27 protein-coding genes are annotated in these 25386 nt (G+C 45.5%); 17 read left to right on the top strand and 10 right to left on the bottom strand.

What is annotated here, in order from left to right; genetic code table 11:
• Positions 1-21: 21 nt before the first annotated feature.
• Positions 22-1935 carry an ABC transporter ATP-binding protein gene (locus tag GWI56_RS10635; protein WP_198572870.1) on the bottom strand — a complete coding sequence of 638 codons (1914 nt, stop codon included), beginning with the start codon at positions 1933-1935 and terminating at the stop codon, positions 22-24.
• Positions 1936-2188: 253 nt separating this feature from the next.
• Between GWI56_RS10635 and GWI56_RS10630 the strand changes: the two genes are divergently transcribed.
• Complete coding sequence (locus GWI56_RS10630) at positions 2189-2392, top strand: YheV family putative zinc ribbon protein (RefSeq protein ID WP_012088350.1); 204 nt, start codon at positions 2189-2191, stop codon at positions 2390-2392.
• A 202-nt stretch (positions 2393-2594) separates the two neighbouring features.
• Here GWI56_RS10630 and GWI56_RS10625 read toward each other — a convergent pair whose 3' ends face one another.
• Positions 2595-3008: a GNAT family N-acetyltransferase gene (locus GWI56_RS10625; RefSeq protein WP_198572869.1), complete on the bottom strand. Its 414-nt coding sequence runs from the start codon at positions 3006-3008 to the stop codon at positions 2595-2597.
• A gap of 119 nt (positions 3009-3127) precedes the next feature.
• Between GWI56_RS10625 and GWI56_RS10620 the strand changes: the two genes are divergently transcribed.
• The 6 genes from GWI56_RS10620 to GWI56_RS10595 all read left to right on the top strand — a co-directional run bounded on the left by GWI56_RS10620 (position 3128) and on the right by GWI56_RS10595 (position 9364).
• Complete coding sequence (locus GWI56_RS10620; protein WP_006080263.1) at positions 3128-3523, top strand: SirB2 family protein; 396 nt, start codon at positions 3128-3130, stop codon at positions 3521-3523.
• Entirely contained in the window at positions 3523-4311 is a 789-nt protein-coding gene (locus GWI56_RS10615; RefSeq protein WP_198572868.1) for a tetratricopeptide repeat protein, read from the top strand. The genes GWI56_RS10620 and GWI56_RS10615 overlap by 1 nt, the downstream gene beginning before the upstream one ends.
• A 156-nt stretch (positions 4312-4467) precedes the next feature.
• Positions 4468-5715, top strand: a complete 1248-nt coding sequence (locus tag GWI56_RS10610) for a DUF819 family protein (RefSeq protein ID WP_105250145.1) — start codon at positions 4468-4470, stop codon at positions 5713-5715.
• Between the two features lie 58 nt (positions 5716-5773).
• A complete protein-coding gene (gene kdsA / locus GWI56_RS10605) occupies positions 5774-6622 on the top strand; it encodes a 3-deoxy-8-phosphooctulonate synthase (RefSeq protein ID WP_198572867.1) in 849 nt (282 codons plus the stop codon).
• 188 nt (positions 6623-6810) lie between these two features.
• Positions 6811-7683, top strand: a complete 873-nt coding sequence (locus tag GWI56_RS10600; RefSeq protein ID WP_198572866.1) for a DMT family transporter — start codon at positions 6811-6813, stop codon at positions 7681-7683.
• Positions 7684-7843: 160 nt separating this feature from the next.
• Positions 7844-9364 carry an EAL domain-containing protein gene (locus GWI56_RS10595; protein ID WP_198572865.1) on the top strand — a complete coding sequence of 507 codons (1521 nt, stop codon included), beginning with the start codon at positions 7844-7846 and terminating at the stop codon, positions 9362-9364.
• A gap of 89 nt (positions 9365-9453) precedes the next feature.
• On the opposite strand, the gene GWI56_RS10590 is transcribed toward GWI56_RS10595, so the two are convergent.
• From GWI56_RS10590 to GWI56_RS10575, 4 genes are all read right to left on the bottom strand, one after another.
• Positions 9454-10767, bottom strand: coding sequence for an ammonium transporter (locus tag GWI56_RS10590; RefSeq protein ID WP_198572864.1), 1314 nt, complete (start codon positions 10765-10767; stop codon positions 9454-9456).
• Entirely contained in the window at positions 10764-11102 is a 339-nt protein-coding gene (locus GWI56_RS10585) for a P-II family nitrogen regulator (protein ID WP_198572863.1), read from the bottom strand. The genes GWI56_RS10590 and GWI56_RS10585 overlap by 4 nt, the downstream gene beginning before the upstream one ends.
• Before the next feature lie 350 nt (positions 11103-11452).
• A complete protein-coding gene (locus GWI56_RS10580) occupies positions 11453-12409 on the bottom strand; it encodes a 2-dehydropantoate 2-reductase (protein WP_198572862.1) in 957 nt (318 codons plus the stop codon).
• A gap of 50 nt (positions 12410-12459) precedes the next feature.
• Entirely contained in the window at positions 12460-12822 is a 363-nt protein-coding gene (locus GWI56_RS10575) for a VanZ family protein (RefSeq protein ID WP_105250138.1), read from the bottom strand.
• A 155-nt stretch (positions 12823-12977) separates the two neighbouring features.
• Between GWI56_RS10575 and GWI56_RS10570 the strand changes: the two genes are divergently transcribed.
• Positions 12978-13463, top strand: a complete 486-nt coding sequence (locus GWI56_RS10570; protein WP_006080274.1) for a YajQ family cyclic di-GMP-binding protein — start codon at positions 12978-12980, stop codon at positions 13461-13463.
• A gap of 121 nt (positions 13464-13584) precedes the next feature.
• Here GWI56_RS10570 and GWI56_RS10565 read toward each other — a convergent pair whose 3' ends face one another.
• The 4 genes from GWI56_RS10565 to GWI56_RS10550 all read right to left on the bottom strand — a co-directional run bounded on the left by GWI56_RS10565 (position 13585) and on the right by GWI56_RS10550 (position 16860).
• Entirely contained in the window at positions 13585-15000 is a 1416-nt protein-coding gene (locus GWI56_RS10565; RefSeq protein ID WP_105250137.1) for an MFS transporter, read from the bottom strand.
• 285 nt (positions 15001-15285) lie between these two features.
• Positions 15286-15606 carry a hypothetical protein gene (locus tag GWI56_RS10560; RefSeq protein ID WP_028761869.1) on the bottom strand — a complete coding sequence of 107 codons (321 nt, stop codon included), beginning with the start codon at positions 15604-15606 and terminating at the stop codon, positions 15286-15288.
• A gap of 73 nt (positions 15607-15679) precedes the next feature.
• Positions 15680-16264, bottom strand: a complete 585-nt coding sequence (locus GWI56_RS10555; RefSeq protein WP_028761870.1) for a peptidylprolyl isomerase — start codon at positions 16262-16264, stop codon at positions 15680-15682.
• 29 nt (positions 16265-16293) lie between these two features.
• Positions 16294-16860 (bottom strand): YajG family lipoprotein, encoded by a 567-nt coding sequence (locus tag GWI56_RS10550; protein WP_105250136.1) that lies wholly within the window; start codon positions 16858-16860, stop codon positions 16294-16296.
• A gap of 188 nt (positions 16861-17048) precedes the next feature.
• On the opposite strand from GWI56_RS10550, the gene GWI56_RS10545 reads away from it, so the two are divergent.
• The 9 genes from GWI56_RS10545 to GWI56_RS10505 all read left to right on the top strand — a co-directional run bounded on the left by GWI56_RS10545 (position 17049) and on the right by GWI56_RS10505 (position 25342).
• The gene (locus GWI56_RS10545; RefSeq protein ID WP_198572861.1) at positions 17049-17612 is read left to right on the top strand and encodes a porin family protein; all 564 of its coding nucleotides are present in this window, start codon (positions 17049-17051) and stop codon (positions 17610-17612) included.
• A gap of 215 nt (positions 17613-17827) precedes the next feature.
• Entirely contained in the window at positions 17828-18859 is a 1032-nt protein-coding gene (locus GWI56_RS10540) for a DUF2804 domain-containing protein (RefSeq protein WP_198572860.1), read from the top strand.
• A 131-nt stretch (positions 18860-18990) separates the two neighbouring features.
• Positions 18991-19857: a sterol desaturase family protein gene (locus tag GWI56_RS10535; RefSeq protein ID WP_131523721.1), complete on the top strand. Its 867-nt coding sequence runs from the start codon at positions 18991-18993 to the stop codon at positions 19855-19857.
• Between the two features lie 169 nt (positions 19858-20026).
• Positions 20027-20650 (top strand): hypothetical protein, encoded by a 624-nt coding sequence (locus GWI56_RS10530; RefSeq protein ID WP_006080282.1) that lies wholly within the window; start codon positions 20027-20029, stop codon positions 20648-20650.
• A 198-nt stretch (positions 20651-20848) separates the two neighbouring features.
• Positions 20849-22243, top strand: coding sequence for a UDP-N-acetylmuramate:L-alanyl-gamma-D-glutamyl-meso-diaminopimelate ligase (gene mpl, locus GWI56_RS10525; protein WP_198572859.1), 1395 nt, complete (start codon positions 20849-20851; stop codon positions 22241-22243).
• A gap of 1 nt (position 22244) precedes the next feature.
• On the top strand, positions 22245-22904 hold the full coding sequence (locus GWI56_RS10520; RefSeq protein ID WP_028761725.1) for a flavin prenyltransferase UbiX: 660 nt from the start codon (positions 22245-22247) through the stop codon (positions 22902-22904).
• Positions 22905-22911: 7 nt separating this feature from the next.
• Complete coding sequence (gene hpt, locus GWI56_RS10515) at positions 22912-23442, top strand: hypoxanthine phosphoribosyltransferase (protein ID WP_028761726.1); 531 nt, start codon at positions 22912-22914, stop codon at positions 23440-23442.
• 194 nt (positions 23443-23636) lie between these two features.
• Positions 23637-24575 (top strand): ABC transporter ATP-binding protein, encoded by a 939-nt coding sequence (locus GWI56_RS10510; RefSeq protein ID WP_198572858.1) that lies wholly within the window; start codon positions 23637-23639, stop codon positions 24573-24575.
• A complete protein-coding gene (locus tag GWI56_RS10505) occupies positions 24572-25342 on the top strand; it encodes an ABC transporter permease (RefSeq protein ID WP_106651559.1) in 771 nt (256 codons plus the stop codon). Before GWI56_RS10510 ends, GWI56_RS10505 begins: the two co-directional genes overlap by 4 nt.
• Positions 25343-25386: the final 44 nt, after the last annotated feature.

Below are 25386 nucleotides of genomic sequence, written 5' to 3'. Positions count from 1 at the left end.
TTATGTAAAAGAACGCTGGAGTTATTGTTGCTCCATGACCTCTTGCTCCATTGCATCTATCTCTTCTTGCAACTCGAGCCATTGCATTTCACTGTCTTCTAAGGTTTGCGTCAAGCTCGTTCGCTCGGTTAATACCGAGGTTAGCTTGGCTTTGTTATCTTGATCATACAATTCGCTATCTGCCAGCAAGTGCTCTAGCTCGGCGAGGCGTTCGCTCAGCTTTTGTTGCTCGGTTTCTAACTTAGTTTGTTTGCGCTTGAGCGGCGATACCTTTTGGCGGATCTCGGCCTCGAGGCGTTTTTGCTGTTTTTTATCGGCGGCAGGTTTGATCTCGTCGCTGGTGCTGTTTTGATTCGAGTTGGCTTTCGCCGCATCGAGCAACCATTGGTGATAATCGTCTAAGTCGCCGTCGAAGGCGCGTACTTCACCTTGATCGACCAGATAATAATCACTACAGGTTAAACGCAGTAAATGCCTATCATGCGAGACGACAACCATAGCACCTTCAAAGGTTTGCAGTGCCATTGTCAGGGCGTGGCGCATCTCTAAGTCTAAATGGTTGGTGGGTTCATCGAGGAGCAATAGGTTAGGGCGTTGCCAAACTAATAGCGCCAACACTAAACGGGCTTTCTCGCCGCCAGAAAAGGGGCGTACAGGTGAGAGCGCCATATCGCCATTAAAGCCAAAACCGCCTAAGAAGTTACGCAACTCTTGCTCTCTGGCATTGGGTGCCAGACGTACTAAATGCTGCATCGGCGTGTCGTCGAGGCGTAAAAATTCGATTTGATGCTGGGCAAAGTAGCCAATATTAACGCCGGGATTAGGTTCATACAAACCTGTCATTGGCGATAATTGACCCGATAACAACTTGATTAATGTCGATTTACCCGCGCCGTTACGGCCGAGTAAACCAATGCGCGCCCCCGGTACTAAGTTTAAATGCACCTTGCTCAGGATGGGTTTGTCGCCATAGCCTATTGCGACTTGCTCCATCTTAATCAGCGGATTGGGCAGGGCTTCAGGGGCACGAAACTCCATATAAAAGGGGCTATCGGCTTGAGACGGCAACAACTCAGTCATGCGCTCTAGTGCCTTTAAGCGGCTCTGCGCTTGTTTGGCTTTACTTGCCTTGTAACGGAAACGGTCAACGAAGGACTGCATGTGTGCACGTTCTTTTTGTTGGCGTTCAAAGGCAACCTGTTGTTGCGACATACGTTCGGCACGAATGCGCTCAAAGGCACTGTAATTGCCTTTGTAGAAATTGAGTTTTTGATTTTCAACGTGGACGATTTCATCAACGATTTCATCGATAAAGTCCCTATCATGGCTGATTAAAATCAGCGTGCCTTGATAGGACTTAATCCAACCTTCGAGCCAGTACATGGTATCTAAGTCTAAGTGGTTGGTTGGTTCGTCGAGGAGCAATAAGTCAGAGCGGCACAGTAGCGCTTGGGCTAAGTTGAGGCGCATACGCCAACCACCCGAAAAGCTTTTCACTGGATTGCTTTGCTCGGCTTCACTAAAGCCCAGACCCGCTAACAATGAACCCGCGCGCGAATGAATCGCATAACCACCGATAGCGTCGATTTTGCCGTGTAAGAGTGCGATGGCATTGCCGTCGTTATCTTCTTGGGCCTTGTGTAATAGGGCTTCTAATTGACGATATTCGCTATCGCCATCGATCACATATTCCAGTGCCGAGACGTCGAGCGCAGGGGTTTCTTGGGCCACAGTGGCAATTTGCCAGCCAGAAGGCAGACTAAATTCACCTTTATCTAGGCTTAAGTGACCTAAAATTAATGCGAGCAGTGAGGATTTGCCTGTGCCGTTAGCACCGACTAAACCGACCTTATGGCCGGGATAAATCGTGAGAGAGGTCTCATCTAGCAGGGTTTTGCTGCCACGGATTAATTGCGCTTGGTTGATGCTGATCATTAACTACAACTTGGTTAGAACGTGAATTCGTCAGGGCACAGATAATAGCGTACAACCCAGTTTCAAACCACAGCCTGACCCGATAACTAGGACAATTATTCGACTTTTCAGGACGATCTTGAGCGAATCGCATCACATTGGCTTAAGGCCTCATACTTTCAGGTAACACTGGCATTCAATCATCAGTGTGGCAAAATAGCGGCAATTTCTTCGGCCGAGTCCCTTGGCCCTGCTATCTGGTCCTTTATCTATTATGACAAACACTAAAATCAAAAAGCGTTTCGTAGCCGGTGCTAAGTGCCCAAAATGCAGCGCCAAAGACAGCATTTTACTCTACAAGGAAAACGGCATCGAAACCGTTGAATGCACAGAGTGTGATTACCGTGAACAGCAAACCGATGAAAAGGTCACAGAAAAAGCCACCGGTGCTGTGATCGGCGTGTTTAAACCGGATTAGGTTGAAGATTTAATTCAATTGGGTTGCTTCGGCTGAGGACGCCTGTCCTATGTCTTATTTTTCCGTTTGTAGCTTTGCGAGTAAAAGGTGCGCAAATCATTAACCACTCGCAATTAGCTCAAGTTCATTGAAACGGTCTGAGTTAGATATCAGAAATGGTAGCCTAAGCATTGGGTACGGTTATGACCGCTTACCTTAAACATCACAAGACTTTTACCATAAAGAATTTACTGCCGGTTTCTGGGTAGGCTGGTTGTATCCACTGCACGCGATAGTCGTGGCGCTCATAAAAGGGCTTAGCTTGAAAATCTAAGGTATCGAGTAGGGCAAATTGGCAGCCGCGTTCTTTTGCTTGGCTTTCTGCGGCTAACAATAAGTGCGTGCCGATACTTTGGTGTCTTAAAGAATCATCGACCCACAGATAATCGATTAACAACCAATTGCCGAAGGTTTTACCGCTGATCCCTGCTAACAGTTTACCTTCGGAGTCCTGTAGTTTGAGTCCGAGATTTTTACGGCTAAGCCCCTGCCATTGGACTTGGTTGAACTCGACAATTTTTTGTTTTACAGCGTCGGCGAACTCGGTTGATTCATCGTTAATTAAGCTTAAATTCATCGTCACTTCTCGTTTGATTTTTTATGATGTTAGCTCTGAATATCTAGGCTGATAGGCATTGGTATGCCGCCAAGGATTAGGGTAAACTAGCGCCTTTGTCACTGGCCATAAGTATCGTAATGGAAACTTTTTACAGTCTATATCCTGCGGTTAAACATCTGCATTTTACCTTTATCGCGTTGAGCGTGTTACTGCTTACCGTGCGCTTTGTCCTGCATCTGCGCCAATCGGCTCTGATGGAGAAGAAGCTGCTCAAGATAGCGCCCCATGTTATCGACACTTTCCTATTGCTGTCGGGCTTAACTTTGTGTTTTATGATCCAGCAATTTCCTTTTGTGGATCCTTGGATGACCGAAAAAATCGGTGCTGTAGTTGCTTACATTGTCCTAGGCGCCATTGCTATAAAAGCAAACAGAAACAAATTGTTCAAAGTGTTTGCTTACTTAGGCGCGATAGGTTGGTTGGTTTATGCTGCTAAATTGGCTCATTTTAAACAAGCGGTATTATTGGGTTAATGGGTAACTACACTCTGCAAGATGGCATTTCATTGCCCGAGTCGGCATTGGATGTAGGTGCGCACCTTGGATTTTCTAAACTTGAAGCCGCTAAATGGGCTTGGTTTGAAATGGCGGGAGCCGTATTAAGTCATTACTTGGTTGATCAACAACAGCGTTTTAATGCGCTGTTGCATTGGTTTTACGAGGATTTAGGTTTTTGTGTTCGTGAGAACTACTTCAGTACAGAGGCGGCAGATTTAGGTACTTGCTTAATTAGTCGCCAAGGTAATAGTACAACGCTGGCGACGGTATTGATGTTGCTGGCGAAGCAGTTAGATCTTGAACTCGAACCCATATTGCTACCTGGCAATACGGTGTTGCGTTGTAAGATTGGCGGTGAAGTGAGTTATTTGGATCCTTTAACGGGCAAGGAACTCACCCGTCACCAGTTGCACGTGTTAGTGCGCGGCGAGTTAGGTAATGCTGCTGAGCTTAAGACGAGTTACTTAAAGCCTGCAACGGTGAAAAAACTGCTGACGCGTATGCTGCATGAGCTTAAGGCGGGTTGCATAGTGTCGCATCAATTTGAGGCAGCGATGGAGTGTTGCAGTCTGCTGTTGCAATGGCATGTTGACGATGTGCATTTGAATCGTGAGCGGGCATTTATTGCACAGCAGTTGGGTTGTATTAATGTGGCCGCTGCCGATCTGCAGCATTTTGTTGATAATAGTCCTCACGATCCCGTGATCGAGATAGTGAAGATGCAGCTCAAAGAATTAAACGAACACGCCGAGGTTTATCACTAAAGCAGAGCCTTTCGGGGCTCTTCTTATTTATTCAACTTTTATTAACGAATTCAATCCGCAAAAATAATAACACTGGGCAGATGGAAGTTTGACCCAGGGACTTAAAAGTTAAGTCTCTAATAAAAATAATAACTGTATCGACAGGGAGAAATTAGCATGACAAGCACGGCTTTAGTGACGAATGATGCCACGGCGTTAGGAATACTCGCGACAATTCTAGGTTTTGTATTTTATACCAGTAGCAGTAGTCATCCTTTTTGGCAGAAGTTTTATCGTTTTATTCCCGCCCTTTTATTGTGCTATTTCTTGCCATCGTTATTGAATACCTTTGGGGTAATCGATGGTAATACCTCACAACTGTATTTTGTGGCATCCCGTTATTTGCTGCCAGCTTGTTTAGTCTTATTGATTTTAAGCGTTGATTTAAAAGCTATTTTAAGTTTAGGGCCGAAAGCTTTGATCATGTTTTTAACCGGCACTGTCGGTATCGTTATCGGCGGCCCTATCGCCTTGTTGCTGGTGTCGGTTATTGAACCTTCTTTAATTGGGGTCGATGGCCCCGATGCGGTATGGCGTGGTATGACGACCTTAGCGGGGAGCTGGATTGGTGGGGGCGCAAACCAAGCTGCAATGAAAGAGATTTATGACGTGGGCGGTAATATTTTCTCTGTGATGGTGACAGTCGATGTGATAGTCGCCAATATTTGGATGGCAGTGCTGCTGTTTCTGGCCTCAAAAGCGAAAGAGATCGATGCTAAAACCGGTGCGGATACTTCTGCAATTGAAGCGTTAAAAGATAAAGTTGAAAAGTATCACGCTGAAAATGCACGCATTCCTAATCTGCGTGATCTTATGCTGATTGTCGCTGTAGGCTTTGGTATCACAGGTATTGCTCATATCGCCGCTGATTTTCTGGGGCCATTTTTTGAAGTGAACTATCCTTGGACCGCAGATTACAGTTTAACCTCTAAATTCTTCTGGTTAGTGGTGATAGTCACAACGATTGGTTTGGCGATGTCATTCAGCCCAGTGCGTCATTTAGAGGCGGCGGGGGCATCAAAAGTGGCTTCAGCCTTCCTTTACATCTTAGTTGCGACCATTGGTCTACATATGGATGTGAGTAAGGTGCTCGATACGCCATTGTACTTTTTAATTGGTATTGTGTGGATGATAGTTCACGCAAGCTTTATGTTATTGGTGGCTAAGCTGATTAAAGCCCCGTTATTTTATATGGCCGTAGGCAGCCAAGCTAATGTGGGTGGCGCTGCGTCAGCCCCTGTAGTTGCGGCGGCATTTCACCCCGCTTTAGCACCAGTGGGCGTACTGTTAGCCGTATTAGGTTATGCGTTAGGAACCTATATGGCATGGATTTGTGGTCAAATTTTACAGTTAGTTGCGGTATAACCGCCTTAGCTCCTATTCACCGCTGGGAAAGGTTCCAGCATTTTAGAGAGAAGTTGCGATGAGTAATAAAATCATAAACCTAGGTTCAATCGAGATTGCCAACGATAAACCTTTCGTGTTGTTTGGTGGCATGAACGTGCTTGAGTCTCGCGATCTCGCTATGTCGATTGCTGAAACCTACGCCAAAGTGACTCAAAAGCTGGGGATCCCTTATATATTTAAGGCGTCTTTTGATAAGGCGAATCGTTCTTCGATCAACTCTTACCGCGGTCCAGGTATGGAGGAAGGCTTAAAGATTTTTGAAGAGATTAAAAAGACCTTTAATTTACCTTTGATCACCGACGTGCATGAAGTGCATCAGTGTGCGCCAGTGGCAGAAGTAGTTGATATTATTCAGTTACCTGCATTTCTAGCCCGTCAGACAGATCTGGTTGTCGCTATGGCAAAAACCGGCGCTATCATTAACGTGAAAAAGCCACAGTTTTTAGCGCCGCACGAAATGCGCCACATCATCACTAAGTTTAACGAAGCGGGTAATGACGAGATCATCCTGTGTGAACGTGGTTCAAGCTTCGGCTATAACAACTTAGTCGTTGATATGTTGGGCATGGATGAGATGAAACAATCTGGTTACCCTGTCATTTTCGATGCGACCCATGCGCTGCAGCGCCCTGGTGGCCGTGCCGATTCTGCGGGCGGGCGTCGTGCTCAAGCGACCGAGTTAGCGCGCAGCGGTATGGCGCTAGGTTTAGCGGGTCTATTCATAGAAGCCCATCCCGATCCTGATAACGCTAAGTGCGACGGCCCATGTGCGCTGCCTTTGCATCAGTTAGAAAATTATCTGAAGCAGATGAAAGCAATCGATGATTTGGTTAAGTCTTTCGATCCCATCGATACCAGCAAGTAATCGCAAGCTAAGACTTAATGAATTAGTGACTTAATCCCAAAGCCTCGACTCGTTCGGGGCTTTTGTTTTTCAGTTGAGGAATGTGATTGGTATAGCCCCGTAGCTATCTGAAACATTAATGTTTTATGATGGGCTTTGCCTAACAATCTTGTTTTTATAGCTGACCAGATTCTTTACGGAATACCTTTATGTGGATCTTACTAACTTTGCTGGCGGCATTTATGCAGGCTTGGCGTAATGCGTTTCAAAGCCAGCTGAGTAAAGAAGTGAGTGTTGCGGGCGTGACCTTAGCGCGTTTTATTTGGGCTGGGCCGATTGCCGCCGTGTATCTGGCGAGCTTATATCTTTGGCAGGATATCGGAATCCCCGATTTTAGCGACCGTTTTATCGGTTTTATTCTCGGAGCATCGGCGATGCAAATCCTCGCGACGGGCTTGATGGTGAAATTGTTCAAGCAACAGAACTTTGCCGTTGGTGCTGGGCTAGCCAAGAGTGAAGCCGTGGTCGCGGCGATCTTAGGCACAGTGTTTTTTGGGACGCATTTATCCCTTTTAGGTTGGTCGGGAGTGTTGTTGGGTGGTGTGGCAATTTTTCTCATGAGTGCCAAGCAAGGCCTGCGAAGCTTGTCGCTCAATACGGTATTGATTGGTTTGGCTTGCGGTACTTCGTTTGCGCTGACATCGCTTTGGGTACGAGAAGCGAGTTTATGTTTGAATGTGGGTTTCCCCCATAGCGCTGCTTGGGTGCTGTTATTCGTGATTAGTCTACAGACCTTAGTGTTAGTCAGTTATCTGTTACTTAAGGATAAATCAACACTGGCCGCGTTATGGCAGCGACCTAAGCTAACCTTACTCACCAGTACCGCCAGTTGTTTAGGTTCTATCGGTTGGTTTAGTGCTATGTCGTTGCAGGCTGTGCCCTATGTTAAAACCTTAGGTCAAGTTGAAGTTTTCTTTATGATCTTGATTGCCACCTTTTGGCTGAAGGAAAAAGTAAAGATAAAAGATATGCTAGGGTTAGTCTTGATCGCTATCGCCGCTATTTTGGTGATGTGGGAATAGACTAAATTAATAGAAGGTATGCTGGTTTTTTAGACTAAAATAGAACTCGATTCAGTGTGTTTATATCAAGCAAACATTCGCTGAGATACAAATATACACACGTCTTGCTCCATAGATTTTGATACCATTTTTAACCGAGCGCTGTGTGAGTTAAGGATATATGCGAAAAAAGTTAGCAAAATTAAATCTGCCATTATGGCAATGGTTGGCAGTCATATTGTTTCCAATTGGAATTGCTGCTGTCGCAAGTTATCTCTCTGCACTGTATTTTGTTGAAGATAAAGTCAAAGGTGTGGGGGGGATGTATGTAGATCACATAGATACTTTGATCTCACATGCCGATGAAATCAGCCATTATGCATTGGCATTGAAGGATTCTGAGTGTCAAGAGTTATACAACTATATGTTGTTCCAACCTTACTTTCGTTCGGCTTTAATATTTGATTCACAACGCGTTTATTGCTCATCTAAAACCGGTGATATTGATATTCCCCTGAGCATTGTTAGTGTTACCGAAAATCTTGAAATATCTAATCAGTTTATTATTGCGGGCACGCCTTTTATGCCTGAGGTGCCCGCGATAGTGTCATCTAAATGGGACCCTAAATCTAAACACGGCGCCGCTGTGATCATTGAAGGGAAATATTTAGTAGATTCCTTTGTACAGCCCGATGTGTTTCCCAGCGCAGTTATCAATGTCGCTTTATCCATCAATGGAAAAACGATTCCAGAGTCACTCGGATTTATAAAAAATGAGGTAATGACTTTAGATTCTGATGAGCACAATTTTTCAGTGTTACTAGAAATGTCACCTGCTTTTTTTAGGCATTTTTTTTGGATATTTTTTGCTATCTCATTACCCTTTAGCATTATTTTGATTACGGGTTCTATCTTGTTTGTGCTCTATTCACGGTTATCTCGTCACTCCCTTGCTGATGATATTCGTAGCGGGATAGAGAACGAAGAGTTCTTTTTGGTTTATCAACCTGTGATCTGTGCTGAGGACGGTAAGGCCAAAGGAGTCGAGGCATTAGTGCGTTGGCAGCACCCACAAATGGGCTTAGTACGGCCTGATTTGTTTATTCCTATCGCCGAAGAGAGCAAGTTGATTGTTCCATTGACCAATTATATCTTCGAAAAGGCATTAAAAGATTTTGCTAATATGAAGGTTGAATCGGGCTTTAGAGTCGCGTTCAACGTGGCGCCAGAGCATTTTACCCAAGATGATATCGAGTCGAAATTTATTCATCTGCGGGATTCTTTGGCTCGTATTGGTGTTAAGCCTTTAATCGAAATCACCGAACGGCAATTATTAACGCCGGATATTTGCCAGCGCATTGAAAGCTTACGCCAGTTGGGGATTTTAGTGGCTATCGATGACTTTGGTACTGGGCAAACAACCTTATCTTTGTTACAAACCATGCCATTGGATTACTTGAAAATCGATAAATGCTTCATCGATACCATAGGGCAGGACTCCGTGACTTCCCACGTACTCGATACCATTATTGAACTCTCCCATAAGATGAATTATGTGGTGGTGGCTGAAGGGGTTGAAACGCAGGAGCAGGCGGACTATTTGACCAGTCGCCAAGTCCATTTTTTACAAGGTTATCTCTTTGCTAAGCCGATGAAGCTGGCGGATTTAAAGTTATGGTTAGTCGAACATTTCAAAAAGTAGCATCATGATGTAAGTCTGCCATAAGGGCGCCTTGGTGCCCTTATGGCTATTCAACTGTCTTAACTAAAGGTTCTGGCTCGAGGTTCTGATTAAAGGCTATAACCCGTTTCTTCGTGTTCCGATAAATCTAAGCCGTTAACTTCTTGTTCTGTGCTGACGCGAAGGCCGCCAAGTAGCTTACGGATGATCACAAACAGCAACCAAGTGACCACTGCAGTATAAGTGAATGTCGCCACAACCCCGATAATCTGTACCCCAAGTTGGTCTATCATAGTGTCGTTCACTGCCGCAAAACCGTAGCCGCTAAAGACGCCTAATTGGGTCGAGCTAAATACTCCTGCCAAAAGGGTACCAAGAATACCGCCGACACCGTGCACGGGGAAAACGTCTAAGGAGTCATCGATTTTAAGTTTCTGTTTGATATAAACAGTTGAGTAAAAACACACGATTCCACCGAGTAAACCTATGACTAAGGCGCCTGCTGGGCCAACATAACCAGAGGCGGGAGTGATAGTGCCTAAGCCCGCTACCATGCCTGTGACTATGCCAAGGGCGCTGGGTTTACCAAACTTAATCCACTCAATTGCCGCCCATGTCATCGCGCCCATAGAAGCGGCGAGATGAGTGGCTAGAATCGCCATGGCTGCGGTGCCGTTAGCGCCTAGCGCACTGCCGCCGTTAAAACCGAACCAACCCACCCACAGCATGCCCGCACCTGTGACAGTCATCGTCAGGTTGTGCGGCATAATGGCCGAGTTTAAAAATCCTTTGCGTGGACCTAGCACTTTAGCGGCCACGAGCGCAGCAACCCCTGCGGTGATATGCACCACGGTTCCGCCTGCGAAATCATACAGTCCTAGCTGTGCTAACCAGCCACCGCCCCAAACCCAGTGGGTGATCGGCGCATAAACCAGTAATAACCAAGCACCTGAAAAGATAAGCACAGCTGAAAACTTCATTCGCTCGGCAAAACCACCGATGATTAAAGCTGGCGTTATGATGGCAAAGGTCATTTGAAATAGCATAAACAGCGGCTCGGGAATATCCCCGCTAAGACTATCGCGACCAATACCTGACAGTAGTGCTTTGTCTAAGCCACCGATGAAACTGTTACCTGTGTCGAATGCGAGTGAATAACCTAGCCCGAACCATAAAACTGACACTAGGGCGGCAATAGAGAAGCATTGCATCAATATTGAAAGCACGTTTTTACTGCGAACTAAACCGCCGTAAAACAAGGCTAATCCTGGCAGGGTCATCAACAACACTAATGCGGATGAGCTTAAAATCCACGCTGTATTTGCAGCGCTAAATTGACCATCATCGGCGACGGCGTTCATCGTCAATATACTGAATAATATCAATAGGTATTTAATACTGAGTCTGAAGCTCACTAGCATCATAAGGCATCAACTCCTTCTTCCGAAGTGCGAATGCGCACCACTTGTTCTAACGAAGTCACAAAGATTTTGCCATCACCCACTTTGCCCGTATGGGCTGCAGCAATAATGGCATCAATAACGGCATCTTCTTGATCGGAATGAATGGCAATTTCGAGTTTAATCTTAGGTAAAAAGTCCACTGCATATTCAGCACCACGATACAATTCTGTATGGCCCTTTTGGCGGCCAAAACCGCGTACTTCAGTGACTGTCATGCCATGGACGCTGAGCTGAGTTAAAGCTTCACGTACATCGTCTAATTTGAATGGTTTAATGATTGCGGTGACCAGTTTCAATTTTCTCTCCAACAAGCTGCAGACTCAATTTATTGGAGTAAAGCAGGAATTAGGCCATATAGACAAAGCATTTGTTATCATTGCGTTAACATTGAAATGCACCGAAATAGCTTAAAGTTTTGATGTAAAACGGTGCAAAGCAAAGTTAATCTGCCCTGATTTGGTGCGTATAGTTGGTGCAAGGTAAATTTGCTTGACTAGCATGAGTGCGGCAAAAGCCGAGTGAGTATGGCACTAGGGGAATTCGCGTTTTAATGCGGTAAATAAAAAGTGGGGATGTAGCAAAAAATTAAAAATTATATCAATTAAACATAATGTTATATTTAGTTTTGTTATGTGAGTTTTCTTGCTTAAGCTTCTAGCTGTTTGACGCGCGCCCAGAGGTCAGCATTAACTGGTGCACTTAAACCGTGCGCTTGTGCACGCTCACAGATATAACCATTAATTTGGTCTATTTCAGTTCGTCTTTGGTGTGCAATATCTTGGTGCATCGATGAGAAATTCCCCGCAGTGAGGCGGATCACCTGATAGACCCTGTCGTGTAACAATTGTTTATCGAGATGCACGCCCTCGAGTGTGGCAACCGTGACTAACTCGTCGAGAATGCCTTTAATCATGTCACTAAAATCTGGCTCGGCGAGTGTGCCATTAGGACATTGATATAGTGCTGTAAGCGGATTAATCGCTGCATTAACGGCGAGTTTCTGCCATAGACAAGGCACAATGGCATCCACCCATTCACTGTTGGGGATAGCCGTCAGTAAAGCATTGCGATAATGCTCAGTGAGCTCTGTACCTGCAAAATGCCCAAATTGAGTTAGCCCTTGTCCAGTTTGCCTAATTTGCCAACTGGCTTGACGTAACACCCCTTGGGAAGTTGTCCCTAGGCTTAGCCCTCTGCCATCAGCTTGCGCATCAATTAGCGGCGCTAGGGCTAAATGAGGTCCCATTCCATTGTGTAACAACAAAATGTGGCATTGTCTGGGCAGTTGGTTAAGTAAGGGCAAAAGTGCATCGAGCACTTGATAGGCTTTGACGCAGACAATCACGAGGCGGATATTATCGAGCGCATTGGCCGCTAAGATAGGCACAGAATACTGGAGTGCGTGTGTTTTCTGTTGATTATCATTGGCCAGCGCTAATGGAGTGACGCTAAGTGTCTGCTGTATCGATGCAATTGAATCGCGGCCGATAAGACCAACACTCATGCCCGCTGTAGTCAGTTGGTGGCAAATAAGCTGCCCAACGGCACCAGCACCTAAAATCGCAATATCCACCACGCGATTTATATTCACAGCATGAGTCATATCTGTAGCCTTAAGGTATCTGTCATCAGCACCAGTTTGAAGCACCTGAGTTAATCTTCTCGTAATTGCGCTGCGCGGAAGTATTTGCCATAGGCCCAATTGCAAAAGTAAAACAGTGCAATACCCGAAAAGTCGGCAATAACATCACCCACAGAAGCGCTACGGTAGGGCAAACGTGATTGCACCAACTCAATTAAAATGGCGTAGCTTGCCAGTGTGAGAGATAACCAATACCACTTAGGTTTGAAAGCAAGATAGGTGAGATAGGAGAGGCAAAAAAAGCTCCCAAGATGGCCTACCTTGTCGATATTCGGAATACTTTGCGAATAGGTTGGTCTGGAAAATACCAGATAACTGATCACGACAAAGGCTACGGCTAAAGCCAGCTTAAATAGGGTATTTTTAGTTATCACAAATATGTTTGTATTAGCTTAGAGTGGGGCAATGATAGGAAAATGTGTGGCTAAAGTCACCCATGATTACGCTTTTATTCTAGGCTTTACCTTCAACTTAGGCCTGTGTGTGGGTAAACTAGCTGCATATTAATTTGATATGGGACATAAAAACTATGCCTTCAATGGATATTGTGTCAGAAGTGAATGAAGTTGAACTGCGTAATGCGGTTGATAATACTAAGCGTGAGCTGGCGACACGTTTCGATTTTCGCGGTAAAACGGCTGACGTGGAATATAAGGACCATGTGGTCACGTTAACCGCTGAAGATGACTTCCAATGCCAACAATTAGTGGACATTTTACGTATGCAACTGAGCAAACGTAATGTGGATCCGTCTTCGATGGAAGTCGATGAGAAAGCCATCCACAGCGGTAAAACCTTCTCCCTAAAAGTGAAGTTTAAAGAAGGTATAGAAACCTTAATTGCTAAAAAACTGGTCAAGCTAATTAAAGACAGCAAACTTAAAGTGCAAGCGTCTATTCAGGGCGAGAAAGTACGAGTTACAGGTAAAAAACGTGACGATTTACAAGCTGTCATGGCGTTGGCACGTGAGTCTGAGTTAGGCCAGCCTTTCCAATTTGATAACTTTAAAGATTAATCGAGCAGAATTGGTTTAACGTGATGCAGTATCGCGTTTGCCATTTCGTCTTTAAATGTAAAAGCCCTCACACTAAGGTGTGAGGGCTTTTTTATATTGATGGCATAAGTGCTATGAGACCTTAATCCGATTTTGTTGGTGCACTTTTTGACGAATCATCCATTAATGATGTACTTGGATGCGGCGCATACTTGTTGACTAAGACAACCAAAAACAATACCGGAAAGCCAATAACACTGGCGGCGACAAAGAAGTTCACATAACCAAATGCGTCGACATAAGCGCCCGAGAAGCCCGCGATAAATTTAGGGAAAAGCAACATAATCGAAGACAGTAAGGCATATTGCGTTGCACTGTAGCCGTTGCTAGTGAGACTCGAGAGATAGGCAATAAATGCCGCCGTGGCTATCCCAGCGCTGAAGTTATCCACTGAAATAGCAAAGGTTAAAAAGGGCACGTTGTAGCCAATCACTGCCTGCCACGCGAATAGCAGATTGGTTACGGCAACCAGTAAGGCACCGAGGAAAAGGATTTTCATAGTTCCGAAGCGAGCTAACAGAACGCCGCCAAAGGCTGCGCCGACTAAGGTCATGATCAGGCCATAGATTTTACTTAAATAGGCAATTTCTTCCTTAGTGAATCCCATGTCCACATAAAAGACGTTCGCCATAATCCCCATCACAATATCCGAGATCCGGTAGCAAGAAATCAGTAATAAGATGAGGATAGCACTGCGGCCATAGCGTTTGAAAAAGTCGATAAAGGGTAAAATACTGGCCGTATATACCCAAGATATGCCCGCTGCGATAATTCTAGGATAACGTGCACTTAAGCGTTGTTTTAGCGCTAATTCAGTGGCATCGGCGGCGCGGGTATCGACTTCGGGTTCTCGGCTAAAAAGCGTGGTCAAAATCCCAACAGACATCAATCCTGCCATAATCAGGTAAGAAGTTTGCCATGCCACTAAGTTGTATGCCGTGTTACCGGGTTCAACCCAAGCCGCTATGGTGAGAGCACCTGCGGTGGCGATAATCATGGCGCTCCGATAACCCACTTGATAGGCCGCTGCTAATGCGGCTTGCATCTTTTCTGGGGCTGATTCAATCCGAAAGGCATCAATAACAATATCTTGGGTGGCTGAGGCAAAGGCGACCATTAACGCGAACAGTGCCAAGCGCTCGAGATCTTTGAGAGGGTCACTAAAAGACATGCCTAAGATGGCACCAACCAATAACAACTGAGCGAACAGCATCCAGCTACGGCGGCGGCCTAGAAATCGAGTTAGCAGCGGCAATGAAAGCCGATCGACTAAGGGTGACCAAGCCCATTTAAACGCATAGGCTAAGGCTATCCAGCTGAAATAACCGATTGACGTGCGATCAACACCAGCTTCACGCAACCAAAAGGATAACGTTGAAAATACCAGCATTAATGGTAGACCAGCAGAAAAACCCAGTAATAACAGGATCAAAACCCGCTTGTGATAATAGACACTGAGGGCATCGAGTGTACGTTGAATAAAACCTGTTGCGGACATAGGCATGAGTCTAAGTGTTTAATCTGCTTAGCTTACGGGTAAGGTGCCATAGGGTTCAAGGGCTAATGGTATTCCTTTTACTTTGGAGTCCCGTTTAGCACAATAAGATGGTTGAATATGGCTCGGGAGTTAACTGCTTGTAGCTAAAAGTTTACCGCTTATCTTTATCGTTAGCATAGATCTTGCTAGAGTAAGGAGAGCGTAATAATGTACACACGAGGAATTGGTTTATGAAATAAAAAAGGCCCTATTACAGGCCATTTTTTATCGATAGGAATGCTGAACTTAAGGTCTTATCCCGATGCATCCCTGCGGCACTCGGCCGCCTAAACTCAGGTAGTCACAGCAATCATTTACTTGCTTACGCAGATATTGATTACCGCGGATCACACAGTCAGGCCACCTGTTAAAGCTGTGGAGCAAGTGCCAAAACACTTTTTCAGTTTCCGTTTGCGCTTCGCCAGTCGAATTCAGTTGCTGCCATTCTTCTAACGTGTCCCATAAGTAAAGTTGCACTTCATGGAAGTCGAGTTCTTCACTCAAAAACGCTTTTCCATAGAAGGCGAGTTGGGGCGCTTTATTATCGATGAACTCAGTTGCCGTCATCGTTTGCCTCCTTTCTGTTTACTATCACAGTATAGATGCAAAATTAGCGCTTTTGCTCGAAATTATATTTTGATTACTGTTTTGGTAATAATTTGGCTTTTTTCAATATGATAGGGGTAACAGGAACATCGGGCCAATTGAGCTTAGTGTTAGTTCCTGTCTCAACGACAGCCATAGCTTCGAGGACGGTTTTACCTTCAATCACTTCACCAAATACGGCATAACCCCAACGACGTTTAGAGGGATCGAGTTTAGTGTTGTCGGCTACGTTAAAGTAGAACTGACGAGTGGCTGAGTGCGGCTCGTTTTCACGTGCCATGGCGATAGTGCCCATGCTATTTGTTAGGCCATTTCCTGATTCGTTGACTATCGGCTTACCCTCGGGGAGCTCTTCATACTTGGGGGTGAGTCCGCCGCCTTGCACCACAAAGTCACTGATCACGCGGTGAAATATTGTGTTGTCGTATTCGCCTTTAACGACATGAGTTAAAAAGTTATCGACAGTGATTGGTGCACGAGTTCTATCTAGCTCGACCACTATTTTGCCTAAGCTAGTATCAAATTCGACTCTGGGATACAAGGTATCGGCCTGAATGTCGAGTGCGAGGCTATGATGACTCATAAAGATGAGTAAGAGGGCTGATATCCAACGGAGCATATTGATTTCCTTATAATAAACTGACGCTGTTATTTTTGTAGAAACTGATTAAGCTCAGGATCGTTTAGAATCTCGCCGGTAAGTTGGCCGAGTAATTTGTTCATATCCAGTTCTAAGGTTGCAAAATCGGGCGTTAAAGGACCTTTTAAAGTGCCTTTGGCTTTATAGCGTTTTACCAGCTCTTGGGTGGAATTTTTGGCTTGAACTGCGATTAACACACTGTGTTTTGCCTCATAGCCAAAGGTCTTTTTAGTGATATCCATTTGCAATTCTTCTAATTGAATTTGCACTGAATTAGTTGCGCTTGGGTCGATTTGGTAGCCCGCTTGAGCAAAACCTGCGCGGAATACTTCATCGAGTAACAGTTTAGGCGGTTCGCTCGGGCCAACTAAACGTGTTTTTGTCCCTTCTTCAATAAAACGAGCAACATAATCGACTGTGCGTGTATCTACCGTTTCAAGAGCGATAGGTACAAGTTGCGCCGTTTGTTGGCTGATATTGGGCACTTGAGGGCTGAAAGCCATATGAGTCGGATTTTGGCTGGCACAGCCCGCGAACAGCAGGGGGAAAGTCAAGGTCAGTAATAGCCGTTTCATGGGATCTCTCGTACAAGTAAAAGTGGCTACAGCATACCAGAAATCACTTTTGATGCCACAGAACACCGTGATTCAGTTGAGGTACAGCTTTTATTGCTAATATCTTGTGCTCATTATTCACATCCGTGTTTTCTGTGCATTCACATCATTTATTCGCATAGTTACAAGGCATGGAAGGCAGGTTAAATATGGAAAAAATATCATTCACTTCGTTATTTGTTGGCCTGATGCTGGCGTCAGGCATGATGAGCTTCAATGCGCTCGCGGGCGATTCTGCCCATATACTGGGTGGTAGTTTAGGTTACGGTACCCAAGAGTTTGAAACTAAGAACGGTAAATATGATGCGGGTGACACCTTAACCAGCGACTTATATTACCGCTATATGCTCAACGAGCATTTTGGGTTTGAGGCGGGTTATTTAGCGGGTTCAGGTGGGGTGGCGAGTGCGCTTGTTAGCGTCATCAGTGAGATAAAAGATTTACGTTACCAAGGTGTTAGAACCGCCGCTTACGGTGAGTATGCTTTGTCTCGTGGTAACAGCCTGTATGCCAAATTAGGCGCTGCTTACACTCAAGTCAGCTATGAGATAGATAAACAGGATATGGACTCGGATGATGTCGGTTTTTATGGCGCCGCAGGCTGGCAATATCGATTTAAGTCAGGATTTGGTTTGAATTTGGAATACCAATATATCCCGATGAAAGAGCTTGAATTACAGGGGATCAACTTTGGTATTAGTTACCGATTCTAATCTTTCCTTATCCAACGATTAAAGCGCCTTTAGGCGCTTTAATCGTTTTACAAACAAGGAATTTAAAACATTAAACCGAATACTGGCTGGCAACAAAATGACAACCTTTTGTCCTTGCACTCTTTTAATGCAATGGGGGACAGGTTAGAGTAAAAATTCGATGTTTAGAATGAGAGAGCATAGATGCTCCCGCGTCTTTTTTGTAAGGCTTAGTCATGTTAACGATAGCAACGCAAATCGCCCCAGATAACCTGATCAATCCGAAGGGGTTACCCCATTTCGGTCATTTCGATGGCATAGTCAAAACCTTAGGTTTAGCGGACTTTGCCTATTTCGATACTATGGATAAACCTGCTTCAGCGTGGGCTAAGCATTTCGATTATAAACAATTTCAGTTTGTCTCTTTGGTCACGCCGCGTTATGTCCTAGGCATCGCGCTTGCCGATATTGCCTACGTCGGCAGTGCTTTTTGTTATTTATACGACATAAAAACCAACACACTCACCCAGCTTGATTGGTTAAAACCTTTGAGGTTTGGCTATCAGATGACGCCATCGCCCGCCGAGGGCCGAAGTAGTATTGGCCGTAAAGGGGCGCAGTTAAGCTTTGAGATTGTAGAGGGCGGTTGGCGGTTAGTGATTGATACTAAAAATATTCAAGCCGATGTGACTTTACACTCAGCCCCCTTAAGTTTGCCTATGGCTATGTGTAGTCCTACTGGATACAACGGCTGGACTTACACACAAAAGCATAATGGTTTGACCGTTAAAGGTAGTTTGACTGTGGGTCATGAGCCGCAGCCGCTGAATCAAGCTTTAGCAGGCTATGACTTTTCAGCGGGTTACATGCGCCGTGATACCAGTTGGCGCTGGGCGTCGATCAACGCGCGGATCCATGAGGGCATAATGGGGCTTAATTTAGCGGCGGGTGTCAATGAAACTGGCGCTACTGAAAATGTCTTCTGGATTAATGGTGAGCGTCATTTACTCGGACCAGTGCAATTTGAGTTTGATCGCCATGCCACGCTCGGCGCCGAGGTTTGGCGAGTCCACAGTCAAAATGGCCAAGTGGATTTGCAGTTTGCGGCGCGCAATTGTCGCAGTGAAAAGCGTAATTTGCTCTTGCTTAAGAGTAATTTCCGCCAATTCATCGGTCATTTCAGTGGCACGATTACCGATAATCAAGGGCACAGTTACCAGTTAAATAATGTTCTGGGACTCGCCGAAGATCACTATGCTCGCTGGTAGCTAACGGCGACTAACGGATCGCAGCTGCCTGCGTTGTGGCGTTGAATGCGGTTTATAGAATGTAGTCAGAGTTTTTATAAAAGTAACAATAAAAATAATCATAAAATAAAAATAGAACAGGATGATCTTATATGGATATCGCCTCGCTGATCCAGCACCCAGAATTGTTACTGCTGGTGCTTGCACCTTTGTTTTTCGTGTGTATTTTGCTGGAATGGTACTTTGGCGATAAAAGACAAAAGCTACCGTTAAGTGCACGTTATCGCGGCCAAGAAGTGCTGTGTAATTTCAGCCTCGCGGCCATGCACCAAGGTGCCGATCTGCTCACTGGTTTGCTGATCGCTAAGCTGTATTTGGCGATTTTTGGTTGGAAGTTATTCGATATTGAAATGGGCCCATTGAGCTTTATTGCCTTGATGGTCGCGCAGGACTTTTGTTATTACTGGTTCCACAGGGCGAGCCACAGAGTCCGCTGGATGTGGGCGGCTCACGTGGTGCACCATAGCTCTGAGAATATGAATTTTAGCACTGCGTTTCGTCAGAGTTTAATGTATCCCTTTGCAGGCATGTGGGTATTTTGGTTACCGCTGGTGGTCATAGGTTTCGATCCAAACTGGGTGGTGTTTGTGGTATTACTCAATCTGGGATTGCAATTTTTTGTGCATACCCAAGCGATTAAATCACTCGGACCGCTGGAATGGGTTTTCAACACCCCGTCTCACCACAGGGTGCACCACGGTCGTAATCCCCAATATATAGATAAAAACTATGCTGGCGTGCTGATTATTTGGGACAAGCTGTTTGGTACCTTTGAGCCCGAAGTGGAGACTGTGATTTACGGCATCACTAAGCCAGTGAATAGTTTTAATCCCTTTAAAGTGACTTTTAGTGAATGGCGAGACATGTTTGCAGAGGTCACAGCGACAGGTTTGAGTGTTAAACAACGACTACGTATCTTGTTTGCTCCGCCTTCCAGCAGTTTAAAAAGCGAGGAATAACAATCCACTGCATTTTCCAAGTTAAATAGCGCAAATGGCTAATAGAGTCTTGAATTTAGCCTTGCTAGCCTATATTCCGTTTTTTGCCACTGTTTTGGTGTAAAAATGTACAATCTCATACTTTGGTGGTACTTTTTGGGGTAAGGAATTTAACTTGGGAGGACGTATCATGATGGATGAACCTCGATTATCCGCGGAGGAGCTTGCTTGTTTTAGCGAACTTTTTTCGCCGACTCGTGTGGGCACTGCCTTGACTAACGATCCCCTGGTCAATCACGTGCTCACAGTCACAACTGAAGTGCCGCAAGTTATTGCCTCGATTCTCGGCAAGGCAAAACTCACTTTATTGGCCGAAGTCGGGCCCTATAAACTCTGGTTTCCGCTACTGATGAAAGTGGATGACTTTGGTCAGTTTCAACCCACTTTAGGTGTGCCTGAGGTTCTCGATGCCTCGGGAGTGGAGCGCAGTTGGCGGTTAACTCAAGCCGATGATGTGTGGATATTCGACCACGATCAAGGTGAGCAATGGTCTGTTGCCTCGTTATCCAGTTCTGGCATGGCCATCCGTGCTAAATCACAGCAGCAATTTAAGCAATTGTTAGGCAGTAAAGATCTGCAATTACAATTGCCCAATGGCGAGACTATGCGCGTCGATATCGAGCCTATTCGTAGCGAGAAAGGTCTGGCCTTTGTTAAGTTTCAGGCCGAAACTGAAGAGCGTGAAGCGTTACGTCAATTCTTATTTAGTCGGCACCGTAGCCAGCACGCTCAGCTCTACCGTGACTTACGTTAGTACCTGCATTGCGACAGTTTTCGGCCTTGTGTTAGTTGACCTGTTATCTAAAAATCTTAGTTCTGCAGCTCAAATGTGAAATCTACTGATTTTGAAACTGTCATTTGTGATTGCTGTGCTTTTCCCTGATTGTTACCTGCCAATCTGTCGCTCGATGGATTAGAATGGCGGTGAATTCAACACATCAGAGCGAGCGGTATGCACGTACATATTTTAGGAATTTGTGGAACCTTCATGGGTGGTCTAGCGTTATTGGCTAGGGCAAAAGGGCACAGAGTGACGGGCTCGGATGCCAATGTCTATCCTCCTATGAGCACGCAACTAGAGGACCAAGGTATTGAGCTTATTCAAGGTTTTGATCCTAGCCAGCTGGGTGAAGCAGGGCACTATCCTGACTTAGTTGTCATTGGTAATGCCATGAGCCGGGGTAATCCTTGTGTGGAAGCCGTGTTGAACATTGGCATCCCTTATACCTCTGGCCCGCAGTTTTTAGCCGATCATATTTTGCCTGAGCGTTGGGTGCTGGCAGTGTCTGGCACTCACGGTAAAACCTCGACATCTAGCATGTTAGCCTGGATTTTAGATGATTGTGGTTATGAGCCTGGGTTCTTAATCGGTGGCGTACCGCAAAACTTTGGTGTGTCGGCACGTTTAGGCAAGACCGCTTTCTTTGTCGTTGAGGCCGACGAATACGACAGTGCCTTCTTCGATAAACGTTCGAAATTCGTGCATTATCATCCACGTACCTTAGTGATCAACAATCTTGAGTTCGATCATGCCGATATTTTTGCCGATCTGGCTGCGATTCAAAAGCAGTTCAACCACTTAGTTCGCACCGTTCCTGGTGAAGGCAAGATCATTTGGCCCGCCGATTCCCATGCCGTTAAGCAAACGATTGATATGGGTTGTTGGAGTGAGCAAGAAACCTATCATTTAGCCGAATCGACCAGCGGTTGGTATGGCAAAGCGTTAAGTGATGATTGCCATCGCTTTGAAGTATTTTTTGATGGCGAGTCCCAAGGTATTCTCGAATGGGATTTGATTGGTCAACACAATATTGAAAACGCCATGATGGCCATTGCTGCCGCACGTCACGTGGGCGTTAAGCCGAGTGCTGCAATTGAAGCTTTAGCTAAGTTTATGCCACCTAAGCGTCGACTCGAATTACTCGGAACCGTTAACGGTGTGAGCGTATATGACGATTTTGCCCACCATCCGACGGCCATTGCGACCACATTAAAAGGCATGCGGGCTAAGGTTGGGCAGAGCAAGATTACTGTGGTACTCGAGCCGCGCTCAAATACCATGAAGAGCGGTGTCCATAAAGACACTTTAGCTTTTTCTATGATGCAAGCCGACGAAGCCTTTTTATATCAAGCCGATACCATCGACTGGAATATGAAAGAAGCTATGGAAGCGGCGGTGATCCCTGTGACTGTGTTACATCAAATTGATGATGTGGTCGCGAAAGTCGCAGCAACCGCCAAAGCAGGCGACACCATAGTGGTGATGAGTAACGGTGGTTTTGGTGGGTTACATAAGAAGCTGCTGGCCGCATTAGAACAGGCTTCAACTGTAGAGCAGGTTAGCTAAGATGGCCTACGCAAAGTCGACTAAGGCGATTAGCTTAGCTTGGACGGGCGCCTCGGGTGCTCCCTATGGGCTTAAGTTACTCGAGTGTCTGTTGGTATCGGGATATCAAGTGTTTTTGATGATCTCCAGTGCCGCTCGAGTGGTATTGGCGACGGAACACGGCTTACAGTTAAGCGCCAACAGTGACAAAGCCCATGCCCAGCTGTTGGCTTTGCTGCACGAAAAAGGCGTGATTATTGCTGGCGAGTTAGTGGTATTAGGCAAAGATGAGTGGTTTTCGCCGCCTGCATCGGGTAGCGCTGCACCTAAACAAATGGTGATTTGTCCTTGCTCTACGGGGACGTTAGCGGCAGTTGCTACCGGAATGAGTAATAATTTACTCGAACGCGCCGCCGATGTGGTGATTAAAGAGCGCGGCCAACTTATCCTAGTACCGAGGGAAACTCCTTTTAGTGCCATACACTTAGAGCATATGCTAAGCCTTTCTCGCCTCGGCGCGACCATTATGCCCGCTGCACCCGGCTTTTATCACAATCCCAAATCGGTAGAAGATCTGGTAGACTTCATGGTCGCTCGAATTCTCGATCATTTGGGCGTTGACCATGCATTAACGAGTCGCTGGGGTTATGACAAACAGTCTAACCGCGACCTCGACAATTGAGACTTATATGAAACACACCACCGAAGTGATGATCTCTGCTGAAGAGATAAGCCAGAAATTGGATCAAATGGCCGAGCTAATCAATGCCCATTATGCCCACAGTGAACGTCTGCTGATGGTAGGCTTGTTAAAAGGCTCAGTGGTCTTTATGGCTGACCTATGTCGCCGCATTAAAGGTCATGTTGAAATCGATTTTATGTCGGTTTCCAGTTATGGCAATACTATGACCAGCTCACGGGATGTGAAAGTGCTGAAAGATGTGCAATCAGATATCGCCGGTCGCGATGTATTGATTGTGGAAGACTTGATTGACTCAGGTAACACCTTAAGCAAAGTGCGCGAGATGTTGTTACTGCGGGAGCCTAAGAGTCTTGCACTGTGCACCTTGCTGGATAAACCTGAGCGTCGTGAAGTAGATGTGAAGGTCGATTTTATCGGTTTTACTATTCCTGATGAGTTTATCGTAGGTTATGGTATTGATTATGCCGAGCAGTATCGCAATCTACCTTATATCGCCAAAGTCGTACCACTCGATTAAGTGTCCGATACAGTTTAAAACTCCCGCAGCAGGCGGGAGTTTTGCTTTTTGCGGCAATATAAATAATTGAATCATTAAAGATTGGTTTTTCAATCAATTAGCTAACTTTTTGCGTTAGTTCTGCAACCCATCATTGTAATTGTGTTTTTTAGCACCATCTTATTACTTTCTAATGTGTAAGGATCGGTACAAATATGGCGAATATTACCCATGCTCTAGTACTCGAAGGGCTTAAAAAAACCTATAAAGGCGGCGTCGAAGCGGTCAAAGGCATCAGCCTCACCGTCAATCAAGGGGATTTCTTTGCCTTGCTCGGCCCCAATGGTGCGGGTAAATCCACTACGATTGGTATTATCAGCTCCTTAGTGCAGAAGAGTTCAGGCACGGTCAAAGTCTTTGATTATGATATCGATAAGCAGCTAGAACACGCCAAACTCTGCATTGGTTTAGTGCCGCAAGAGTTTAACTTCAACCAGTTTGAAACTGTGCTGCAAATCGTGGTGAATCAAGCGGGTTACTATGGTGTGCCAAAACCGGTTGCCCTTGAGCGTGCCAAAAAATATTTAAGCCAACTGGATTTGTGGGAAAAGCGCAATAGCCCTTCGCGGGAATTATCTGGTGGCATGAAGCGACGGTTAATGATTGCTCGCGCCCTGATGCACGAACCTAAATTATTGATTTTAGATGAACCTACCGCAGGTGTGGATATTGAACTACGCCGCTCTATGTGGGAGTTTCTCAAACAAATTAATCAGCAGGGCGTGACGATCATCCTAACGACCCATTACCTCGAAGAAGCGGAAATGCTTTGCCGTAATATCGGCATTATTGATAAAGGTATTTTAGTGGAATGCACTAGCATGAAGGCGCTACTGAGTAAGCTGAATATGGAGACGTTTATTCTTGATTTGCGTAGGGATACAGCTACTGCACCCGTACTCGATGGCATGACTTGCCGCTTAACCGACCCTCATACTTTAGAGGTGGATGTGGTGAAAGAGCATAATCTCAACGATGTCTTTAGCCAATTAAGTGCGGCCAATATAGAAGTGCTATCGATGCGCAACAAGTCTAATCGTTTAGAAGAACTCTTCGTCGAATTGGTGAAGAAAACTCAGGGAGCCTCAGCATGAATAAGCTCTACTTTATTGCCTTTAAAAGCATCTTAAGCAAAGAAATCAATCGTTTTACGCGAATTTGGGTCCAGACCTTAGTCCCGCCAGCGATTACCATGACCTTGTATTTTTTGATTTTTGGTAACTTAGTCGGCAGCCGAATTGGAGAGATGGGCGGCGTATCTTATATGGAGTTTATCGCCCCAGGTTTGATCATGATGTCGGTGATCACTAACTCTTACTCGAATGTTGCTAGCTCATTTTACAGTGCCAAGTTTCAACGCAATTTGGAAGAGCTGATGGTGGCACCTGTGCCCCATTATGTGTTGATTGCAGGCTACGTTGGCGGCGGTGTGGCGCGCGGTTTATGTGTCGGCCTAATAGTGACGCTTGTGGCCATGTTCTTCGTGGACATTAGCTTGCATCATGCCGGCTTAGTGGTCATGACGGTATTTTTAACCTCAGTGCTATTCTCCTTAGGTGGCTTGATTAACGCTGTTTTTGCTAAAAGTTTCGACGACATCAGTATCATCCCTACCTTTGTGCTTACCCCATTAACCTACCTTGGCGGCGTATTTTACTCCCTGTCACTCTTGCCCCCTTTCTGGCAAGGCGTGTCGGCACTCAACCCTGTGGTTTATATGATCAACGTGTTCCGCTATGGCTTTTTAGGCTTCGCCGACATCAGCGTGCCACTATCCATTGCCATTATGATCGGTTTCTGTGTCGCCCTGTGGACCTTAGCGTATTACTTAGTCTCGCGCGGAATAGGGTTACGTTCGTAAACATATTTATTGAGAGCATATTAAAAAAGGGAGCCATTAAGGCT

Source organism: Shewanella sp. DW31 (assembly GCF_015767295.1).
Classification (GTDB): domain Bacteria; phylum Pseudomonadota; class Gammaproteobacteria; order Enterobacterales; family Shewanellaceae; genus Shewanella; species Shewanella oncorhynchi.
This window is presented reverse-complemented; position numbering and strand designations above follow the sequence as displayed.

Excerpts from the sequence above, each read along its gene's own strand:
- kdsA (WP_198572867.1), top strand. The coding sequence starts at position 5,774 with ATGAGTAATAAAATCATAAACCTAGGTTCAATCGAGATTGCCAACGAT.
- GWI56_RS10590 (WP_198572864.1), bottom strand. The coding sequence starts at position 10,767 with ATGATGCTAGTGAGCTTCAGACTCAGTATTAAATACCTATTGATATTA.
- GWI56_RS10600 (WP_198572866.1), top strand. The coding sequence starts at position 6,811 with ATGTGGATCTTACTAACTTTGCTGGCGGCATTTATGCAGGCTTGGCGT.
- GWI56_RS10540 (WP_198572860.1), top strand. The coding sequence starts at position 17,828 with ATGTTAACGATAGCAACGCAAATCGCCCCAGATAACCTGATCAATCCG.
- GWI56_RS10625 (WP_198572869.1), bottom strand. The coding sequence starts at position 3,008 with ATGAATTTAAGCTTAATTAACGATGAATCAACCGAGTTCGCCGACGCT.
- GWI56_RS10610 (WP_105250145.1), top strand. The coding sequence starts at position 4,468 with ATGACAAGCACGGCTTTAGTGACGAATGATGCCACGGCGTTAGGAATA.
- GWI56_RS10560 (WP_028761869.1), bottom strand. The coding sequence starts at position 15,606 with ATGACGGCAACTGAGTTCATCGATAATAAAGCGCCCCAACTCGCCTTC.
- GWI56_RS10530 (WP_006080282.1), top strand. The coding sequence starts at position 20,027 with ATGATGGATGAACCTCGATTATCCGCGGAGGAGCTTGCTTGTTTTAGC.
- GWI56_RS10510 (WP_198572858.1), top strand. The coding sequence starts at position 23,637 with ATGGCGAATATTACCCATGCTCTAGTACTCGAAGGGCTTAAAAAAACC.
- GWI56_RS10635 (WP_198572870.1), bottom strand. The coding sequence starts at position 1,935 with ATGATCAGCATCAACCAAGCGCAATTAATCCGTGGCAGCAAAACCCTG.
- GWI56_RS10620 (WP_006080263.1), top strand. The coding sequence starts at position 3,128 with ATGGAAACTTTTTACAGTCTATATCCTGCGGTTAAACATCTGCATTTT.
- GWI56_RS10555 (WP_028761870.1), bottom strand. The coding sequence starts at position 16,264 with ATGCTCCGTTGGATATCAGCCCTCTTACTCATCTTTATGAGTCATCAT.
- GWI56_RS10615 (WP_198572868.1), top strand. The coding sequence starts at position 3,523 with ATGGGTAACTACACTCTGCAAGATGGCATTTCATTGCCCGAGTCGGCA.
- mpl (WP_198572859.1), top strand. The coding sequence starts at position 20,849 with ATGCACGTACATATTTTAGGAATTTGTGGAACCTTCATGGGTGGTCTA.
- GWI56_RS10580 (WP_198572862.1), bottom strand. The coding sequence starts at position 12,409 with ATGACTCATGCTGTGAATATAAATCGCGTGGTGGATATTGCGATTTTA.
- hpt (WP_028761726.1), top strand. The coding sequence starts at position 22,912 with ATGAAACACACCACCGAAGTGATGATCTCTGCTGAAGAGATAAGCCAG.
- GWI56_RS10505 (WP_106651559.1), top strand. The coding sequence starts at position 24,572 with ATGAATAAGCTCTACTTTATTGCCTTTAAAAGCATCTTAAGCAAAGAA.
- GWI56_RS10565 (WP_105250137.1), bottom strand. The coding sequence starts at position 15,000 with ATGTCCGCAACAGGTTTTATTCAACGTACACTCGATGCCCTCAGTGTC.
- GWI56_RS10545 (WP_198572861.1), top strand. The coding sequence starts at position 17,049 with ATGGAAAAAATATCATTCACTTCGTTATTTGTTGGCCTGATGCTGGCG.
- GWI56_RS10535 (WP_131523721.1), top strand. The coding sequence starts at position 18,991 with ATGGATATCGCCTCGCTGATCCAGCACCCAGAATTGTTACTGCTGGTG.
- GWI56_RS10570 (WP_006080274.1), top strand. The coding sequence starts at position 12,978 with ATGCCTTCAATGGATATTGTGTCAGAAGTGAATGAAGTTGAACTGCGT.
- GWI56_RS10595 (WP_198572865.1), top strand. The coding sequence starts at position 7,844 with ATGCGAAAAAAGTTAGCAAAATTAAATCTGCCATTATGGCAATGGTTG.
- GWI56_RS10520 (WP_028761725.1), top strand. The coding sequence starts at position 22,245 with ATGGCCTACGCAAAGTCGACTAAGGCGATTAGCTTAGCTTGGACGGGC.
- GWI56_RS10550 (WP_105250136.1), bottom strand. The coding sequence starts at position 16,860 with ATGAAACGGCTATTACTGACCTTGACTTTCCCCCTGCTGTTCGCGGGC.
- GWI56_RS10630 (WP_012088350.1), top strand. The coding sequence starts at position 2,189 with ATGACAAACACTAAAATCAAAAAGCGTTTCGTAGCCGGTGCTAAGTGC.